Source organism: Clostridium formicaceticum, assembly GCF_001854185.1.
Taxonomy (GTDB): Bacteria; Bacillota; Clostridia; order Peptostreptococcales; family Natronincolaceae; genus Andreesenella; species Andreesenella formicacetica.
In genome coordinates, this window is the sequence record NZ_CP017603.1 from 4,092,375 (window position 1) to 4,112,755 (window position 20,381).

The following is a 20,381-nucleotide window of genomic DNA, read 5'->3' on the forward strand; positions in this document are numbered from 1 at the left end:
AATTTTATTGCTGCATTGTAATGCTCTCTATGCTGCAATGAAGGAGATTACTTAAGTCCTTAGGATCTATCTCAATCTGATGGCCTAGTTTTCCTGCACTTACAATGAAGGTGTCTAGAACTTTGCAGGAGCTATCTAATACAGTTTTGTACTCTTTTTTCATCCCTATAGGTGAGCACCCTCCACGAATATAACCTGTTACCTTATTCATATCAGTAACCTTAATCATCTCAACTGCCTTTTCACCAACTGCCTTTGCTGCAGCTTTTAAATCAAGTTCTTTAGCAACAGGAATGACAAAAACATAGTATTCTCTGCTGGTTCCTCGAGTCACTAAAGTTTTATAAACCTTTTCAATAGGCTGCCCTAGTTTTGTAGCAACCGAAATACCATCGATCAAACCGTTACTACAATCATAATTATATGTTTTGTATGGGATCCCAGCTTTTTCAAGAATCCGCATAGCATTTGTTTTTACATTTGCCATTGTTTCTCCCTCCCTTAATTGATTTTTACGCTTTATTTATATATCTGCTGGATATAAATCCGCTCTCTTCATACTACCTCCTATATATTCAAAGCTCCTTAAAACTTAATAGGATATCTATAATATAAGCCCTAATGAAATTCCTAAAGAAAATACTAGCATGTCAATCATTCCTTTTTGAAAAATTTGCATATACTATATATTTATATCATAATTACATAGCAATTTAAATATCTATTTTTAATGCCTCTACATTCTACCTAAAATAACACAGAAATACACTTAAGGAGAAATCTGAACAGCCTCATAGTGCTTCAATGATTGTGTATACTGCTGAAGAAAATGCAAATTATTTCTTAGGTGTTTTAAATCAACTTAAAAAAAAAGAAAAAAACTTCTCAAATAAGTATTAAAGATATCATCTACATCAGCTAGTTTTTTCTAAAAGTAAAAAGCAGGGTTTAAAAGTCCCTGCTTTTCAGTATTATGTTCAACAACTTGGTGAATGTTTTCTACATAGAATATTTTCGTGTCAACCCTAGATGGTATTTAAAATTCGATTTGAAGTTCTGTTGTTTCAGAGGATAGGATCGTTACATCTTTTACTTCGTGCTGATACTCAGCCTCAAATGGACTATAGTAAGAAAGCACTACTTTGTATTCTCCTGGCTTAAGGTAATGGAAGATATGACCTCCATTTTCCCCTGTGGTGCCATAGCTCATTAGATTTTCATCTTTATCAAATACACTAAGAACTCCGTGACCCACACCAGTAACCGATTCTGTTTCCTTAATATTGGTCTTTACCTTTAAAGTACCATCTTCAACCGACTGAATTTCCCCCAACATAGCCTCCATATCAATAACGCCATATCCCAGTTCTTCTGTAAAACCGTCACCTTGAGCGGTTTTTTCCAGCTGATTTTTCACCTGGGCAGGGGTCAATTCAGGATATTCTGATAACAGCAAGGCTGCTGCCCCTGCTACATATGGGGATGCCATAGAAGTACCCTCCTGGAACTGATAAGTGTGTCCATAGTATGTTGAGTAAATCATCATTCCCGGTGCTGCTACAGAAATCCATGGACCTGTGGAGGAAAAATCTGCCCGTGTATCCTTAGGTGTGGAGGCTGCCACAGCAATAACTCCGTTATAGGCGGCGGGATAACCAGGAACTCTTTTAGAAAAGTTTCCAGCAGAAGTTACAAACACCACGCCATTTTCTAAAGCCTGATCAATAGCATCTTTAAGAGCAAAGTTATAGCCTCTACCGGTGATGCTCATATTAATTACTACGCGTTTGTCAGGATTTTTTTCCACATACTCGGCAACATAGGAGATTGCTTCAACCACATAAGAGACCCAAATAGCACCAGCTTGATCCATTGTTTTTATCGGCATAATGGGAGAATCCCATGCCACCCCAGCAAGTTCTCCGTTTCTGCCATTATCTCCAGCAATACCTGCCACGTGGGTACCATGACCATTAAGATCGGTATAGGGCGTTTCTTCTCCTGTGGCATCATAGGGGTCAACAAAAACCTTATCGGCAAATTCAGGATGGTCCATTTGTACCCCAGTGTCTATGATAGCAAGGATTACATTTTCCGACCCAGTGGTTTTCTGCCAAGCTTCTTCTGCACGAATATTCTTTAATCCCCACAACCTATCTACATCAACTTCTGGTCCCATCACAGTATTGACAGAGCCGGATTCAGCTTGGGTCAATAGTTTTATACCACCATCTACTGTGACAGGCTGAGGACTATCCATCAGATAGTCCGGCTGAGCAATAACAACACTCGGGTCCTTAAGTAGCTGGTGAATAAAGTTTTTAACGTCCGTATCCTGAGGCACCTTCACCATACTCCAACCCGTTTCATCCCAGGTCTTAAGGCTCCCACTGCCTAAAAACTCAAGGTTTTTTACCAAGTCTGCCATGTCATTGGTTTTCACCAATACATGCCCTTTATTAAACTGACTGTTTTCAAAGTTCAAAAAATCTATTTGAGGTATATTGTCCTGTCCTTGACTATTAATGGAGGTAGTAAACATGTTTTCTCCGTTTGCAGAACCATCCTGTCCATTTCCAACATAAGAAATTGAAACAGAATTTCCGCTTTCCGTTTCTTCATGGTCTGCATAATAATAAGCACTACTGATATCCCACGAATAAATTCCCCCCGGCTCTAGATCAAAGGGTAATTGGTATTTGAATTGATTTTCATCTTTAGATAAATTATCTCTTTCATCTAAATAAGCTTCCCATATTAAGTAATCTGTTGCATCAAACAGCCGAAGTGTATAATTTTGATATAAGTCTATATTATTATATTTTAACTGGTAATCCTTAAAGCTGCCACCTATTGTTTGAACAGCCCATGAGAAAGTTGGCGAAAGCTCAACGCCGGTTTCTCCATGTTTAGGACTATCAAGTATTACATTAAATCCTGGCAGAGGAGCAGCATAACGAATCAAGGCATCCTCGCCGCTATCCCCTTGACTATTATAGGGTACAACTTTATAATAAGTTAATTTTCCAATGGTCAACTCGTAACTGACATCATGATAGTGATCACCTTTTACTGTACCAATCTGTTTATAATTCACTCCGTCAAAACTACGATACACCTTATAACCGTCAGCACCAGTTACAGGATCCCAACTTAGAGCATTACTAATGGTAACATTGTTTGTGATAAAGGCAGCATTTAGCATATCCTTCTGACTATCATTATCTGGAGTCTTATTCTGAGCTGCTGGTAAGGAATGTAAGCCCAAATTTGTACCATAGGTATCGCTCACTAAAGATAACCTTTTAATTTGTTCTGGGGGGTTCAGCTGCTCTAGATTAACATCATTTTGTACAATTACCGGTAAAACATATACAACCGAGTTTCCATTGTAATCATAGGCCAGTATTTTTATATAGGTTGGTCCGTTTGGATAACTACTGGAATCAATTGATACTTTTGCTGAATTTTCACCCCATCCTCCTAAGCCAAAATCTTCTACGGGGTATATCTGTTCTCCACCGAGATATATGAAATAAACTAATATACCTGATTCAGCTTGGAAGGATAAATCAAACTCAACCGTTCCCGATATCATATCTCCAGAAGTAATTCCTTCTAATTGTATACTTGGAGGTGTCTTGCCCCAAGAGGGGTTGAACAAATCTCTGACAGGAACTTCATAAATATAGTCCAGTTTGTTCCATCCGTAGACATAATCGGTAACACTGTTGCCGCCATATATCTTGCTGACAACACTTTCCCCTCCCTGGGCATAATCAGTGACGTTCTTCCAATATACATTCTGAATTCTCGCTGCTGCCAATTCACCAATAGAAACCAGTATATCTCCTGATGTTTCGAAAATATTATCTGGGTAGCTTACAATAGCTCCAGGAATTCCCGCACCTCCGCGGTTATGGGTAACATAACCCTCTATTAATTTGGTTTTATCTTGATTCTCTATCTTAAAATATCCATGGGCATCTGTAATAACTTCTGGTTCCTTGGTTGTAAATTTCCATAAAGGTCCCGCCGTCTGTCCACCTTTATTGTCTTTCGCTACGATTCTCCAATAATAGGTAGTTAGACTGTTTAGCTCCCCTGGTAGGTATGTGGTGCTATTATATCCTGTTTTCTTTTTAACTGATGGATCTAGACTTTCTACTAAAGTTTCATCCCTTCCTAAATAAACATCATAGGTTAATTCATCTCCGTCTGAATCACTACAAATCCAACTTAATATCGGCAGTAATTTTACTTTTTCCGCCCCATTAATCGGTGTGGGTTCTTCAGGTTGGTTTGGATCCTTATTGGTAATAATGGTAGTAAATTGCCATACATCACCAGTATATTCGGCACCTTTACTATCTCTAGCCACAATTCTCCAATAATAGGTAGTTATTTCTTGAAGTGTACCTGGAGAGTAGCTTGTACTACTCTGTCCAGCAGCTTTTTTCACTGATTGATCCTTGCTTTCTACCAGCATTTGATCGGTTCCTAGGTAAACATCATAGATTAATGCATCCCCATCAGGATCGCTACAGGTCCAGCTTAAGGTTGGAGATAAACTCACATCTATTGTCTGATTTGACGGATTAGGTTCCTTAGGAGCATTAGGTGCATTATTGAAGGAACCACCGCCACCGCCGCCACTAGTTGACTTAATGAAAGCTTCAATTTTATTTTGGATGATACCTGTACCTTTGACATCTACTTTCGAATATAATATTAAATCTTTAACGTTCGCACCTTGATTTATATTCAATAAGATACCAGAAATATCTTTAGCCACTGTCATGGTACCAATGTGGGTATCCCCCTGTGTGCTGATAATCACATTACTTCCTTCAATCTCTACGCTATTGAATTTACCCTTCAATATTACTTCATTTCCTGCAGCATCTTCTACAATAATTAGATCTACTGCTTTTCCGTCTAGGCCTTTAACTCCTTTTGCTACAACACGTACTTTTCCATTTGCATTTTGAATGATGATGTTTCTATACTGACCTTCATTGATAATAATGCTGTCGGGACCACCGCCTCTTATATAAGTATTTCCTTCTACAATGATATTGTTTAGGATAACAGTGCCTTTCCCCACTTCTTCCCCGATTACTAAATCACCGTAAATCTTTTGGTTTTGTAGTATTACCCCATCAGCTTTAATCAGGACATCTGTTTTTATCTCTTCTATCGTTGTTTCAGATCCGTAGGTACCAGCCTTATCAAATATCAAATGGCTAGTTCTTGCTTCTGTGGCTTCTGTGGCTTCTGTAACTTTGATAGTGGATGCAGCCTTATCCAGTGCCACTATAGCTTCTGCACGAGTAACATTATTTTGAGGTTTAAAGTAGCCGTTAGGATATCCCCTCATATAACCAGCTTTCACTACTGCACCAATGATACCTCTAGACCAATCGGGAATATCAGATGCATCAGCAAAAACAGAGCTGCCTGCTGGATCATTTTCTAATTTCTTAATTTTTACTATAACCGCTGCCATTTCCTGTCGAGTTATAGATGCTTCTGGTTTGATGGTACCATCAGGATAGCCTGAAATATACCCTGCCGTTAAAGCTTTTGTCACAACTTCTTCATACCAGACACCTTTAGGCACGTCTATGTAATTCATATCTTTGGTTTCTTTATACCCAAATACATTGTTTACCATAGTCATAAATTCTGCCCGTGATACTAGTTTATCAGGTTTAAAAGTACCATCGGGATAACCTCTGACTAAACCTTGATCAGTCCATTTTGAAATAACACTTTTAGCCCAATGACTATCAATATCTGAATGTGTTATCGAATAGCCAGTTAAAGGCATTGACGTTATGATAAGTATCACACAAAGCGTCATTAATAAGATATTTATACCTTTCCTTTGAAAAATCATCTTTGTCCTCCTTTAAGTAAGTTAAATTTTATAAGATCTTTATTTAAAGTATGTTTACAGCTCCTTCCTGTTTAATTTATTTGTTTATAGTAAATAGAGACTTTCTCTTTATTATATTAATTATTGACAATATTCCATAGATTGTCAATATATATATATTTATACATTTATGTTAATTACTGAAAATAATTATCTAAAGGTTTGCTAATACTTACTTGTTTTAAAGGCTTATTCAATTGATTTTATATCATAATACGCAAAAAAACCGCATAAACTGCGGCTTTCATTCATTGGTGAATTTTACTGGCGAACATACCATCTAGCAATCTTGAAGTATCCATCTAAGGGCATCTGAAAACCTTATTTAAACCTAATCTTTCGAATAATTCCTCTTTCTACAAAGACTCTACTATCTAGTGTAAATATTTGAGGTTCATACATCACCACACTCCTGCTATCGCCACTCCATGAAATGATAGGCATTCCAGGATACTCTGCAACATCCTCAGATATTAATATTCTATTCTCCAATGCATCTTCAACAATCTTTGCTGCATATATCTTCCAAAACCTTCTGCTATTTTCATTCCTAAAGTAAGTTGCATAGATGATTTTTTTATTATCTGGTGAAATTGAAAATGGTATTGAAGCGCCTCCTCCTTCAGCAATTTTCGTAAAAGATTTACGATCATCGTGATAAATGTATAGTCCATTTTTCCCTCTTATATTTCCTAAAAATACGATTCTATTTCCTCCATCTATGATCCTATAGGGATAGTTTCTTACAAAATTTTCTTCACCTTCATCTGGTAAAGCCATCGCAAGTTCCACATTACCACTATCCACGCCTAGCTTATATATACCTGGTGTTTCATTTTCCCATCCTACAAAAAATATCTCTTTCCCATCCTCAGAAAAAATATGCCCTAATGGATTGATTCTAAATACATCGCTATCCATTTTGAACTTCTGAAATTGATTGTTTTCTACTTCAAATGTGATGATGCTCTGTTCTTCATCCTCTATCCCAAATCCAACGATATATTTACTATCTTTGGACCAACCTCTATAGAATACATCTTCAGGTGCCATATCTGAATCAATATTTGCATCAATATTTGTGACAGATTGGTTACGCAAATCATAGACAATAGCTGGTTTAATGACCTCCACAGATTCATCCCACACATAAGGAATATGCATTAATTTTCTACCGTCGGGGGATAGAATAGGGGACATTTCTATAGGATCAAAGGCAACCTCATCCGTTTTTAGAGGTGTTTTTTCTAGTGTGGTAAGATTAATTTTAAACAATGGTCCCTTAGCTCTATTAATAAAATCAACCTCTTCCTTCTTTTCAAAAGGCTTCGAATATTGATTGTATAATTCTTCAATCCCAGCTCTACCTAAACCAATTCTCGCAATCACTTCATTGTTTCCCATTGCTCCCATAAACTCGCTGATTCCTTCTATCCCATCAATTTCTTCTTTTGCTACAATTTGTAATGGCTTATCCTCCTCATCATTCTCCAAGCTACGCATATCTGTAGATACAATGACAGGTTCTTTCGTTTCGATAACCTCTTTTGTAAAGGACTGATATGCAATGATTGCTACAAGTCCTAATAAACCTATCATCGCCACCTTTGTTAACCACTTCTCCGTTCTTATTCCCATTAAAACTCCTCCCAGCCTTCTATTTTACGTCTATTATATCTAAAGAAAGTTGCCATATTTTAAACAAATGTTTCCGTTTTGTAAACATTTTGAGGAATTTTAACCCAAACAGTGGTTCCAATTTGTTCTTTACTTACAATCTGAATCTCACCATGATGCTTGTCAATGATTTCTTTAACAATACCTAGACCCAAACCACAACCTTCCGTTTCAGCAAAATCAGGCTGCTCAATGCGATAAAATCGTTTAAAAATCCTATCTAGTTTGTCTGTAGGTATACCTTTACCCTTATCTTCAACAATAAGATGGCAGTCCTTTTCTTCTGCAAACAGTTTTACTGTAATATTAGCGTGCACATCTCCATATTTTATTGAATTGTCTAAAAGATTGATAACTACCCTTCTTAATTCATCTGAATTACCCATAATAACAATATCTTCTTCTATCTTCCTTTCAATAGCGATTTTATATTTATCTGCCTTTATCTTCATATCTCTACAAGCGCTATCAACAACTTGAGACAAATAAACTTCCTCAGTATTTTTAACGCTTTTACTGGATTTTTCTTTTGATACTTCAAGTAACTGCAGCACCATTTTGTTCATATTTTCACTTTCTTTTTTGATTTTTTTTATGCTTTTATGTAATAACTGAGAATCTTGAAAATTTTGATCAATCAATATTTGGCAATATCCTGAAATAATTGTTAAAGGTGTTTTCATCTCGTGAGTAACGTTATCAAAAAAAGCCTTTCTAAACCCCTCAAGTTTTTTTAAATTATCTCTATCAAAGGCTATCATATCTATTTGTTGTTTTATCTGCTTACTCATTTTGACGAAACTCTCTGCAAGCTCCCCTACTTCATCATGAGAATTCACATCAATTTTTACATCAAATTTCCCTTCAGCTATCTCTTTTGTTGCCTCTGTTAATTTTTCAATAGGTTCTGATACCCTTTTAGAAAGCAATAGCATAAATAAAAATATGGTTCCAAAGATGATAAGTATCAAAGTATTAATCATTTTTAGCAAATCTTTGCTGGAACTAAATACCTCTGAATAGTCCAAAACACATCTTATCATACCAATCCTTTCTCCAACCCCTAGTACTGGAGAAGAATAGACAACTAAGTATTTATTCTGCACAGGAACTACCACAAATGAAGATGTATTTTCAGCAGCCATTTTAAAATCATCATATCCTATATCGTTATTTTTATTGTCTAAGTCCTCGTAATTTAAAATGATTCCATTGGCATTGGCAGAATCAGCTAAAAAATCTTCCTCATTAGAATAAACAATGATTCTTGCTTCAATTTTTGAAGATATCTTCTCAGCGAAATTATTGGCATGATTCTCAAGGCTAATAGCATCCATGCTTATATCTTCCAACTCAAAATACTGATCTATATGTAACAACAATTCTTTTTGAAAGGACAATAGACTACGCTTAATCATATTATTATTGGTATTCACCACTGCCTTATTTAAATAAAAGCTCATTGCAGCATAACCAATACAAAAGATAAATAAAAATCCAATAATCAATTTATATCTCATGGATATTTTCATAAATACAAACCTTTCCTATTGAATTTTATAGCCAAACCCAAATACAGTCTGAATAAAAGAAGTACCCTTATCGCAGCCTAATTTCTTTCTTAATCTTTGAATATGTACATCCACGGTTCTGCTTCCGCCTTGAAAATCATAGCCCCATACAGCCTCCAAAAGTTTATCTCTTGAAAAGACTTTTCCTTTATTTTCTGCCAGCATAATCAATAATTCATATTCTTTGGGCTTCAAATGTGCCACTTTGTCTCCAATAAATACTTCATGTCTATCTTTGAAAATCATCACGTTATCTTTGAGCTTTATCCTATTGTGGTTTTCTTCACCTGCGCTTTTCAGTTTTTCAATCCTTCTTAAACAAACTTTAATTCTAGTGATGACTTCTCGAACATCAAAAGGCTTTGTAATATAATCATCCGCTCCAATCTCCAAGCCCAACAGTTTATCCAACATGTCATCCTTTGCTGTTAACATGATGATTGGCGTTTTATACTCTGTAGATATTTTCCTGCAAATATCAAATCCACTTATGTCTGGCAGCATAAGGTCTAGTAATATCAAGTCAATAGGATTGTTTTTTATGGTTTCATAGCCTTCCTGTCCTGTTGAAGCTTCATAGACGATGAAGCTTTCTTTCCTTAATGCAAAAGCTAATATTTCTCTTATTGACTCGTCATCCTCGATGATTAATATATTATTCATGCTGTCCCTCCTTGCATTACATATTTATATAAAGCTACCTGTAAATCCATAAATCATCCTAATTAAGCAAAATTATCCGTCAGTACACCCAATACTTCCTTTACCTGTTGATCAAATTTTTTAGTCAATCTAGACTTACCTAGATTAGACTTGATTATTTTCCTTATATCTGCATCCTTTTCCTGCGCCCACTTCTTCATAAATTCAAAGCCTTCATCAGGTAGTTTAGCAACGAATACACTTACAGCATACTCAAGTCCTTTTCTTAAAATACGAAACTCTTCGGTCTTACGAAATTTCTTGTCTATCTTAATGAGGTCTTTTAAAATTTTTTCTGTAATTTCAAAGCAGAATTCTGCATTATCCTTGTGATTTAAGACAGGAGGATGTGCTAAAGCCGCTATGATTGCCCTTCTTTCCAAAAGAGAAGCATCATCAATCCATTTGTTAAAAATGAATTCTGCTTGCCTAAAATCTTCTTCTTCAATCCATTGAAGACCTATAGCTACAGCTTCTCTAACCCGCCACCTTGAATCATTCGCTGCAACCCGAAATAGCTTAATAATTTTTTCTTTCTTTTCAGAATCAACAAATGTAAATATAGCCCCTAAGGCTTGCACAGCACAAAAAGGAATGAATTCTTTAGGACCATCCGATGGAGTTTCTTCGGCTGTTACTGTTGCCCACTGGTTTAAGATTTGCCATAAATCGTCATGAACACACGCCACAGCTTTTAGGCAATTGCCAAAAGCGTATGCTAGCTCCAAGTTGCCCCTCGGTCCTGGTAAGTTAGAATTAGAGATTAACATGTCCTCCAGTTCTTCAAAAGCATTTTTACTCACTAGCTGTTTCAAATGCATTTCATATTCATCACGCTTGCCCATGTTTATTCCCCCTATTATCTTAGAAATTTCATTTGGGTAGCTTTACTTAATTTCTATTCTCTACTTTTTTCCATCTCCTGCTAATTAAGTAAAAATGGTAGCATTTAGACCTTTTCTACCTTTTTTTCCAACCTTCTTCCAAAAACATGGACCACCAAACCTGTCATCACCATCATCGCTCCTACCATCTGCCACAAGGAGAATGTTTCCCCAAGAAACAAAGCAGCACTGCTGATACCTACTACAGGAACCAACAGAGCAAATGGAGAAACCATAGCGGCAGGATAACGAGAAAGTAATCTTCCCCATAGACCATACCCCCCTAGGGAAGAAAAATAGCCTAGGTAGATTACTGAAATTACAGTAACCCAGTTAACAGAGTGCCATGCAGTCTGCCATGCTGCGAAGCCTTCTATATATAAAGATAAAAGAGCTAAAGGTAGTATAGCTACTGCACCAGCCCAGACCACTAGAGATAACATAGAAAAAGAAGGAACCCCTTGAGTAGCTCGACGCATGATTACATTTCCCACGCCCCAGCTGGCAGCTGCAGCCAGGGTGAAGCAGAAACCAGCTGCTGTCATGCTGCTACCTTGCTGTAATCCTACTATAACCATACCACCAATAGCGATTATAAGCCCAACCAAATGATTCCAATGCCAGTCCTCCCCTATCAGTAGAATAGCAATCACCAATGTGAAAAAAGCCTGAGACTGATGCACAAGGGAAGATAATCCTGCAGGCATCCCTAGCTTCATTCCCATAAAGAGAAAAGCAAATTGTCCAACGTTGATGGTTAATCCCAGAGCAAGCAGCCAACGCCAGGCTACTGGAGGCGGCGGCAAGAAAAAAACCGCCGGCAGACACACAACAACAAAGCGAATCGTCGCCAGCAATAAAGGTGGCATATTCTCTAACCCCAGCTTAATGGCAATAAAATTAAGACCCCATAAAATCGCTATAATTACCCCTATACCTATATCACGTCTGTTCAAGAATATACCCTCCTAAATGTGTACTAGATTTCAAAATGAGCTGCTAACAAATCTCCCTCTCCTGTAAATAGGGAGATAAAATGAGACTTATTTCATAAGTAGATGGTCATAAGTAGATGACCAAAATCTATGATTTTGTGTTAGTCACTTATACAGAATGCAAGTTTGCACTTTAACTTTTGTGGCAGTCACTTAGTTTGTTCACTTAGAAGTGAGCATCTTAGCAATGCACCGAAGGATAAACGTGCAAAGTCTTGACTCTATGTTACACTTATGAAGACCGAAGATTGAAATTACATTTCATTTTTAATCACTTCTGCTAACCTTCTTATGCCTATTTGAATCTTATCTTCCTCCAATCCAGAAAAGTTTAACCTTAAGGTATTCTTTACTTCACTACTGGCATAAAAAGCCTCTCCCGGCACAAAGGCTACGCCTTGTGTAATTGCCTTTTCCAGTAGTTTTTTAGCCTCCATATCCTCTGGCAAAGTAACCCACACAAACATACCACCCATAGGTCTAGTGAATTCTACTTCCTTTGGAAATTCTTTTTCAATAGTCTCTATCATTACATCTCTTTTCTTTTTATAGATTTCTCGCACTTTATTTATACGCTGCTTTATATCATAGGTTTTAAAAAAGTACAGGATCTGAAGCTGAGAAAATATATTGGTGTGTAAATCTGTCCCCTGTTTTAACAAACCATATTTATTGATAATCTCCTTCTCTCCACAAACCCATCCAATTCTAAATCCCGGACATACAATTTTTGAAAAGGTACTAAGGTAAATTACTCTACCCTCTGTGTCGAAACTCTTAATAGGAGGTGAGGTTTCTCCACTAAACCTCAGTTCACTATAAGGATTATCTTCAATAATAAGTATATCGTATTTGTTCGCTATGTGTACAAGTTTTTTCCTTTTTCCTAAACTCATGCTTCGCCCCGTAGGATTTTGAAAATCAGGTATTGTATAGATAAACTTTGCATCGGGATTTTGTTGAAGCAATGCCTCAAGATCCTCCAAGGTGATACCGTCCTCCTCCATTTCTACCTCTAAAAATTGAGGAGAAAAAGGTTTAAATGCATTGATAGCTGCCATATAGGTAGGTTTCTCACAGATCACCTTATCCCCTTCTTCTATAAAGACCTTTGCAGTTAAATCCAGCCCCTGCTGTGAACCAGATGTCACCAGTATATTCTCTATTTCTGCAGTAATCCCTTTTTCCTTCATGATTTCTTGCATTAGCCCTCTAATCTCATTATTTCCTTCAGTAGTAGCATATTGCATAGCTTTTGTTCCATGGGCAACAAGTATATCTTTACATACTTCTATCATTTCTTCAACGGGAAAGGCTTCCTGTGCAGGTAATCCCCCACCAAAAGCAATGATATCATTATTGTCTGTTAGTTTAAGTAGTTCCCTCACTTCTGAAGCCTTTGCCTCTCTCGCTCTTTTTGAAAACATCCTCTTCATCTTCATCCCTCCATATCTTATTACCATCAAAATATAGGATTTCTATTACTATAGCTTACCTCTCCTTGCGGACACTTTCTTATCTGGGCTTTCCTAATAGCCTCCATCAAACGCTTTACCCCTTCTTTGATTTCCTCCTTTGATGGGTAAGTATAGTTCAGTCTAATGTAAGCATCCCCTATAGAACCGTTGCTATAAAATGGATCTGGAGGCATGAACATTACACCTTCCTTGATGGCGTGATCCATTAACACTGACAGTCTAATATTTTCTGGCAGCTTACACCAAAGAAAATAGCCGCCCTCTGGTATGCTTAATTCCAACCCATTTATTTTATATTTTGTTATCTCATTACACATCAAATCTCTTTTGCTCTTATATTCTCCAACCACCTTAGTTAGATGTTTGGCATAATATCCTTGTATTAAAAACTCGCTTAGTAAATACTGCGCCATGGTGTTGGAGTGTAAATCTGTTATCTGCTTAAGACTCCCGAACCTGCCAACGATGTATTCATTGGCAATAGCCCATCCAATCCTCATCCCCAGAAATAATGACTTTGAAAAACTTCCCAAGTGAACAACATAATCTTTTTTATCAAGAGCTTTTAGTGAAGGAAACCGCTTCCCACTAAAGTTGATTTCACTATAGCTGTCATCCTCTAATATGGGGACCTGATAAAAATACGCCAACTTTAATAATTCTTTTCTTCTCCTGATGCTTAAGGTAGCTCCTGAAGGATTTTGAAAACTAGGTTGCGTATAAATAAACTTAGGTCTATATCGAAGCAATAGGTTTTCTAAAACATCGGTTTTCATTCCTTCTTCATCCACCGGTACGCCGACGACTTTTCCCCTAGCTGACTTAAATATTTCTATAGCTCCCAGATAAGTGGGTTCTTCCACTAATATCATATCTCCCGCTTCAACAAACAGTTTTGCAAAATAATAGATTCCCTGCTGTGTTCCTGAAGTAATCATGATTTCCTTTACTGAGGCGTTTATCCCTCTACTTTCTGCATGTTTTTTTATAGCCTTTCTTAGCTCCATACATCCATAAATGCTTGTGGGCATAAAAAGCTTCTCTCGATATTTATCCATGCAGTAATTTTGAAGCGTTTTTATGATTTCTATAGGATAGGTATCAGAAGAAGGTATCCCCCCAGCAAAGGATATGACCTTTTCGTGTTGATGGGCCTCCATTATTTGAGCAATAAGGTTTTGACTGTTCATAAAAAAATCTTGGCTCACAAACTGACTCCAATTAATTTTAGGCACAGTTAACTTATCAAAAGTCATATTTTTAGAAATCTGAGGGAGCACAATAGTTCCCCTCCCAACAAAGGATTCTACGAGTCCTTCTGCCTTCAGTTCCATATAAGCCTTCACCACCGTACTCCTATCCACCTTTACCTGTTTAGCAAGACTTCTTTCAGAAGGTAAAACATAATCATCCGTTAGCTCACCAGATATGATTTTATGTTGAATTTGGTTTTTAATTTGTAAATACACTGGCGTATTACAGTTTCTATTAATCACTATTTCCATATTAACCATCCTTTTTTATAAATGGTGCCCTCCAATTTAACTATAGCATAGAAAATATTGGTATAAAACCTCCATTGCAATTATTTTCAAGCCATCCATTTTGAATTTTAAATTTTATATTTATTAGTAAACATCCAAAAACTAAGTAAAAATGAAAAACCGTATCAAGTTAATTAACTCAATACGGTGGTGAACTTATCTGGAAATGATGCATCATAATTATACCGTCAAAACAGAACAAGGAACTCGTCTCCTCACCCCAATTTTTTGTGCAATAAAATCTACTAGCTTGTCGGTCTCATGAAATCCAAAGGTAGGAATAGCTTTTTCATGTTCATCATCAGTAACAATTGCAAACATTTCATCATTAGCGCATAAAAATCCCTTAGTAATTTCTTTTCTGTAGACCTCAAGCTTTGGCTTATCAGAGTGTTTGTATCCTTCTATAATAATAATATCTACATTTTTAATACCCGTCAATATTTCGTCTAAAGTATATTCTCTTCCTACCTTTTCAATCTTTGCGAACTTTGTAGGAGAAGAAATTATCACAACATCCGAGCCTGCCTGAGCATGCTTCCATGTATCTTTTCCGGGATGGTCTATATCAAAACCATGAATATCATGTTTTATAGTAGCTACCCTATAACCTCTAGCTTTTAGCTCTTTAATCATATTGCATAAAACTGTGGTTTTACCGATATTAGAATATTTTCCTACGATAGAAAAAACTGGTATCATTTCAACACCTCCGGATGATTTAATAGTTGGACGGTTATCTCATCTCCCTTTTTATAGGGACCTGTTAATGCCTTAATATAAAAAAGAGAATTGGTTCCCATAAGACTTGTAAGAACACCAGAGCTATGTTTTTCTGGAAGCCTTGTATAATACTTACCGTCTCTATAATAAGTATTTCCCCTTACAAACCTGTTTTGATTACTTGCTTTTGTAAAATCACTTTCTAAAATAGATTTTACCTCCATCAACTTATAATTCCCTCTCCCCATTTTCTTCAAAATGATGGGCCTAACAAACTGTTCAAAGGTAATATAAGCAGCAGCTGGATTTCCAGAGAGGCCAAAAATTAACTTCTCCTCTTTCTTTGCAACAGCTATCGGTGTGCCAGGCTTCATCCTTACACGCCAAAACAATACTTCTGCCCCCACCTCCCGAAAAGCTTCCTTAGCTAAATCATGATCCCCCACCGAAACACCGCCAGTAGTAATAACAATGTCAGCCCAGTTTAAGGCGGAGTTTAGCTTTGCTTTAATGATTTCAATAGCATCACTGCATATTCCTAACATCAAAGGTTTTGCCCCTAGCTTTTTGATTTGAGCGGCAATGGTGTAGGAGTTGCTGTTTCGTATTTTTCCTTCAACTAGAGGCTGTTGCATATCTACCAATTCGTCTCCAGTGGATAAAATCGCTACCCGCGGTTTTCTAAAAACCTCTACATAAGCTTTTCCTAAAGTAGCTAATATACCTATTTCAGGAGCATCAATTACCTCACCTTTTTGTAAAACAAGATCTCCTTTTTCCATATCCTCACCAGCTTTTACGATATTTGTACCGACAGGATACTTTTTGTAGACTGTTACTGTTTCTTCTGTATACTTCGTATCTTCGAACTTTACTACAGCATCTGCCCCTTCGGGAATCTTTGCCCCTGTCATAATCCGCATTGCCTCTTTTTTACCTAGCCTCTTGTTGGATACATAGCCAGCAGGCACAAAATCCATCACCTTTAGGATAATAGGCGTGTCCTTAGATGCCCCTTCAGTATCTTCCCCTCTGACAGCATAGCCATCCAGCGGAGATTTCTTAAAAGGAGGCATATCCATATCTGACACAATATTTTCAGCCAATACACTTCCCAATGCATCTAATAGAGGAACATGAACAGCTTCTATTGTGCCACTTTCCTTTAACAACATTGCTAATGCTTCTTCTAAAGTAACATTGGTTCTCATAGCTTTCCTCCTTGACATTTGCTAAAGTGGCAGTTACAGCTATTTTGGTAGCAATCTCATTTTTTGTGCAATACCATGTTTTAGTTCTCCTTGATTAGGAAATTTATTCAGCATCATTGTGTCAATTCAGGCATAATGATGCCGAATAAATAGGATTCTCATTAAGCCCACTTCATTAGCTTGGTTATGTAAATAAAGGCATAATGAGATGACAACAATATTCATTCTATTTATCTAAACTTATTGATAAACCCATCAAAATATTTAGCGAATAATTTATTAACTGCTTCTTCGGATTCTTCTTTGAATTTTCCATAGGATTCAAGCAATTCTACTGCCTCAGGAGTTAATTCTGCACCACTTTTATGACCACCGGTATTTTTCTCCAATAATTTCATACCTAGCCGCTCCTCAGTGGCCTTGATTTTACCCCAGGCAGCCCGATAAGACATATTTAATTTTGTGGCAGCTTGTCTGATGGAACCTGTTTCACTTATTGCTTCAAATAAAAGTAATCTTCCACGACCAAATACCACCTCTCCTTGAGATTCGATCCAGATTTTCGAACGTGGTGATAGCTTTACTTGAAGATCAGAGATTTTATTATCTTTCAAATTTTATTCACCTCTATACGGTCAAATTATTGTAAATATAAAGTTATGTAGACTAGTACCATTATAACAATAATTAACCGCTTATGCTAGTTAAACTCAGTAGAGTAGATGAATGAAATTTTCCTTTACATCACCAGCCTAAGCCTGCAGCAAGTCTGTGATCAATGATCCATAAAAATCTGCATAAGATCTTTTACGCAAAGTGTCAATATTTCACTTAGTCTCCAATTAATCTTCTTTTTCTTTTTTAACTATTATATCGCTCAATTTTCACTGCAGAAACCTTATATTCAGCAGTCTTAGTAACAGGATCAAAAGCCGAATTCGTCAATTCATTTACCGGACTTTCTTTGTAGTGGAAGGTCATAAACAATAATCCTGGGGAAACCCGTTCGGTAACCTTTACTCTGGTAATGATTGAACCTCTACGGGAACTAACCCTTATTTGATCACCATCTATTATACCTATCTCTTTTGCATCAACAGGGTTGATTTCTGCCAGCTCAAAGGGTCGTAAAGTATCAAGGTTCTTAGAGTGTCTTGTCATAATATTATAGTGGTATAACATCCGCCCAGTGGTCAATAGCTTAGGAAAAGCTTTATTCGTTAACTCAGCAGGAGCTTCATATTCAACACCTATGAAGAGTCCTTTTCCCCTAGGGAAACGACCTTCATGTAAGAATTTAGTACCCTTATGTTCTTCATCAGGACAAGGCCACTGTAATCCAACCTTATCAATTCTTTGATAGGTGATGCCAGCGTAACTGGGAACTAATTTCCTTATTTCCTCAAAAATTTCTTCCGAAGAACTGTATTTCATCTTATAACCTATTCGGCGGGCTAAATCACAAATAATTTCCCAATCTAAACGGCATTGACCTGGGGCCTCCACGGCTTTACGAACCCTTTGTATCCTTCTTTCTGTATTGGTAAAAGTTCCGTCTTTTTCAGCATAGCAAGCTGCTGGAAGAAAAACATCAGCATAAGTAGCCGTCTCGGTCATAAATAAATCTTGAACAACTAAAAACTCAAGCGCTTCAAAAGCCTTCCGAACATGATTAGCATCAGGATCAGTCAAAACAGGATCTTCACCCATGACATACATTCCCTTCACGTTGCCAAGCAAAGCCTCATCTAGCATTTCCGGGATACGCAGACCTTTTTTATCAGATACATTTACACCCCAAGCCTGACTAAAGATAGCTACATTATTAGGATCTGTAACATCCTTATAACCTGGAAATACGTTAGGTAACGCCGCCAAGTCACAAGCACCCTGAACATTATTTTGTCCCCGCAGAGGATTTACTCCGGCATTCTCAACCCCAACATGTCCAGTTACCATTGCTAAGTTGGCTAAGCACATAACATTAGCCGTCCCTGTTGTATGTTCAGTAATCCCTAAAGTATAAAAAATACCTGCCTTTGGCGTAAGAGCATATAACTCAGCCGTTTTATAAAGGGTTTCCACCGGAATACCTGTAATTTCACTCACTCGTTCTGGTGTATAGGTTTGTGCTATCTTCCACATAGCATCAAAGCCTTCGCAGCGTTCTTCAATATATTGTCGATTTTCCCATCCCTTATTTACGATAATGTTGATTAAACCATTAATCAAGGCGGCATCTGTTCCAGGGATTAGTGGTAACCACAAGGTAGCATATTCCGCCAATTCAGTACGGCGAGGATCTACTACAATGAGTTTAGCACCTCGTTTAGCTGCTCGTTTCATCTTGTTGCCGATGATTGGATGCGCCTCAGTAGCATTAGAACCAATAATAAAGAGAACATCATTATACTCTACTTCACTAATAGAGTTTGTCATTGCTCCACTTCCAAATGTGATGGCCAGACCGGCCACAGTAGGAGCATGTCATGTTCTAGCACAGTGATCGACATTATTGGTGCCTATCACTGCCCGCATAAATTTTTGCATGACCCAGTTATCCTCATTGGTACAACGAGCAGAACTTAAAGCCGCAAGAGCATCACTACCATCTCTAGCTTTTATCTCTTTAAATTTAGTTGCTACTAAATTTAAAGCTTCATCCCATGTAGCTTTAACAAATTCCCCCTTCCTCTTAATTAGTGGGGTAGTTATCCGATTAGGGCTATATATTAAATCAGTATGATATCTCCCCTTAACACATAAAGAACGACCATTAACAACGGCATCAGGAGTAGAAGTAACGCCGATAACTTTTCCCTCTTTTACATTTAAATCGAAATTACATCCTGTACCACAGAAAGGACATGTTGTTCTGACCTTCTCAACCTCCCATGGCCGAGTTCCCGCTATTTGCTTATTGCTTAAAGCACCTGTTGGACAAATGTCAACGCACTGACCACAAAAACGGCACTGTTCAATGCTTAGCGGTGCGTTAAAAGCTGTTGTGACTGTTGTATCAAACCCTCTACCCGTAAAGTCCACGGCTGACGTTACCTGAATTTCTTTACATACCCTAACACACTTGCCACATAAAATGCATTTGTTTTGATCACGTTGAATCAGATGGTTTTCATCATCGATAGGTAGATTTTTTCGAGCTCCCTCAAAAGTAGTTTTTCTTACATCATAACGATAACAATAATCTTGAAGCTTACAAGAACCAGCTTTTTCACAAGTCAAACAGTCTTGTGGATGGTTAGCTAGCAAAAGGTCTAAAATCATTTTTCTAGTCTCTATTACCTTTTCAGATTCAGTGTACACTACCATTCCTTCACTAACTGGTGTAGTACAAGATGCTGGTAGGTTGCGAAAACCTTCGACTTCTACTACGCAAATCCGGCAAGCACCGTCAGCTGTAAGATCCTTGTCATAGCAGAATGTTGGTATATCAATACCTACGCTCTGAGCAGCCTCTAAAATGGATGTTCCAACTTTTACAGAAATGCTCACACCATTAATCTTTAGATTAACCATATTCTCCCTCCCTTTTAAATTTACAAAATTTTAAAATTTCTTCCAATTTAAGTTTATCTTCAAAATATCATTATGTCAATACTGGCATAATGATATTTATCTATAATTATTTTTGTTG

At 37.2% G+C, this 20,381-nt stretch carries 13 protein-coding genes; all 13 read right to left on the minus strand.

The features are described from left to right. Positions 1 to 4: 4 nt before the first annotated feature. The gene (ybaK, locus tag BJL90_RS19080; protein ID WP_070971905.1) at positions 5 to 487 is read right to left on the minus strand and encodes a Cys-tRNA(Pro) deacylase; all 483 of its coding nucleotides are present in this window, start codon (positions 485 to 487) and stop codon (positions 5 to 7) included. Between the two features lie 549 nt (positions 488 to 1,036). Then, entirely contained in the window at positions 1,037 to 5,902 is a 4,866-nt protein-coding gene (locus BJL90_RS19085) for a S8 family serine peptidase (RefSeq protein ID WP_070971908.1), read from the minus strand. Positions 5,903 to 6,262: 360 nt separating this feature from the next. Continuing rightward, a complete protein-coding gene (locus tag BJL90_RS19090) occupies positions 6,263 to 7,579 on the minus strand; it encodes a TolB family protein (protein ID WP_070971911.1) in 1,317 nt (438 codons plus the stop codon). A 59-nt stretch (positions 7,580 to 7,638) separates the two neighbouring features. Further along, positions 7,639 to 9,138: a sensor histidine kinase gene (locus BJL90_RS19095; RefSeq protein ID WP_205684250.1), complete on the minus strand. Its 1,500-nt coding sequence runs from the start codon at positions 9,136 to 9,138 to the stop codon at positions 7,639 to 7,641. 27 nt (positions 9,139 to 9,165) lie between these two features. Beyond that, positions 9,166 to 9,852: a response regulator transcription factor gene (locus BJL90_RS19100; RefSeq protein WP_070971917.1), complete on the minus strand. Its 687-nt coding sequence runs from the start codon at positions 9,850 to 9,852 to the stop codon at positions 9,166 to 9,168. Between the two features lie 62 nt (positions 9,853 to 9,914). Next, the gene (locus BJL90_RS19105) at positions 9,915 to 10,736 is read right to left on the minus strand and encodes a HEAT repeat domain-containing protein (protein ID WP_070971920.1); all 822 of its coding nucleotides are present in this window, start codon (positions 10,734 to 10,736) and stop codon (positions 9,915 to 9,917) included. A gap of 104 nt (positions 10,737 to 10,840) precedes the next feature. After that, positions 10,841 to 11,731 (minus strand): EamA family transporter, encoded by an 891-nt coding sequence (locus BJL90_RS19110; protein WP_070971923.1) that lies wholly within the window; start codon positions 11,729 to 11,731, stop codon positions 10,841 to 10,843. 293 nt (positions 11,732 to 12,024) lie between these two features. Continuing rightward, entirely contained in the window at positions 12,025 to 13,206 is a 1,182-nt protein-coding gene (locus BJL90_RS19115) for an aminotransferase-like domain-containing protein (protein WP_070973417.1), read from the minus strand. A gap of 26 nt (positions 13,207 to 13,232) precedes the next feature. Then, on the minus strand, positions 13,233 to 14,753 hold the full coding sequence (gene pdxR / locus BJL90_RS19120; protein ID WP_070971926.1) for a MocR-like pyridoxine biosynthesis transcription factor PdxR: 1,521 nt from the start codon (positions 14,751 to 14,753) through the stop codon (positions 13,233 to 13,235). A 219-nt stretch (positions 14,754 to 14,972) separates the two neighbouring features. Continuing rightward, positions 14,973 to 15,494 (minus strand): molybdopterin-guanine dinucleotide biosynthesis protein B, encoded by a 522-nt coding sequence (gene mobB / locus BJL90_RS19125; RefSeq protein ID WP_070971929.1) that lies wholly within the window; start codon positions 15,492 to 15,494, stop codon positions 14,973 to 14,975. Continuing rightward, entirely contained in the window at positions 15,491 to 16,726 is a 1,236-nt protein-coding gene (locus BJL90_RS19130) for a molybdopterin molybdotransferase MoeA (RefSeq protein WP_070971932.1), read from the minus strand. The genes mobB and BJL90_RS19130 overlap by 4 nt, the downstream gene beginning before the upstream one ends. Positions 16,727 to 16,956: 230 nt before the next feature. Beyond that, the gene (locus BJL90_RS19135) at positions 16,957 to 17,340 is read right to left on the minus strand and encodes a winged helix-turn-helix domain-containing protein (RefSeq protein WP_070971935.1); all 384 of its coding nucleotides are present in this window, start codon (positions 17,338 to 17,340) and stop codon (positions 16,957 to 16,959) included. 247 nt (positions 17,341 to 17,587) lie between these two features. Then, positions 17,588 to 20,263 (minus strand): formate dehydrogenase subunit alpha, encoded by a 2,676-nt coding sequence (gene fdhF, locus BJL90_RS21655; RefSeq protein WP_081562113.1) that lies wholly within the window; start codon positions 20,261 to 20,263, stop codon positions 17,588 to 17,590. Between the last annotated feature and the right edge of the window lie 118 nt (positions 20,264 to 20,381).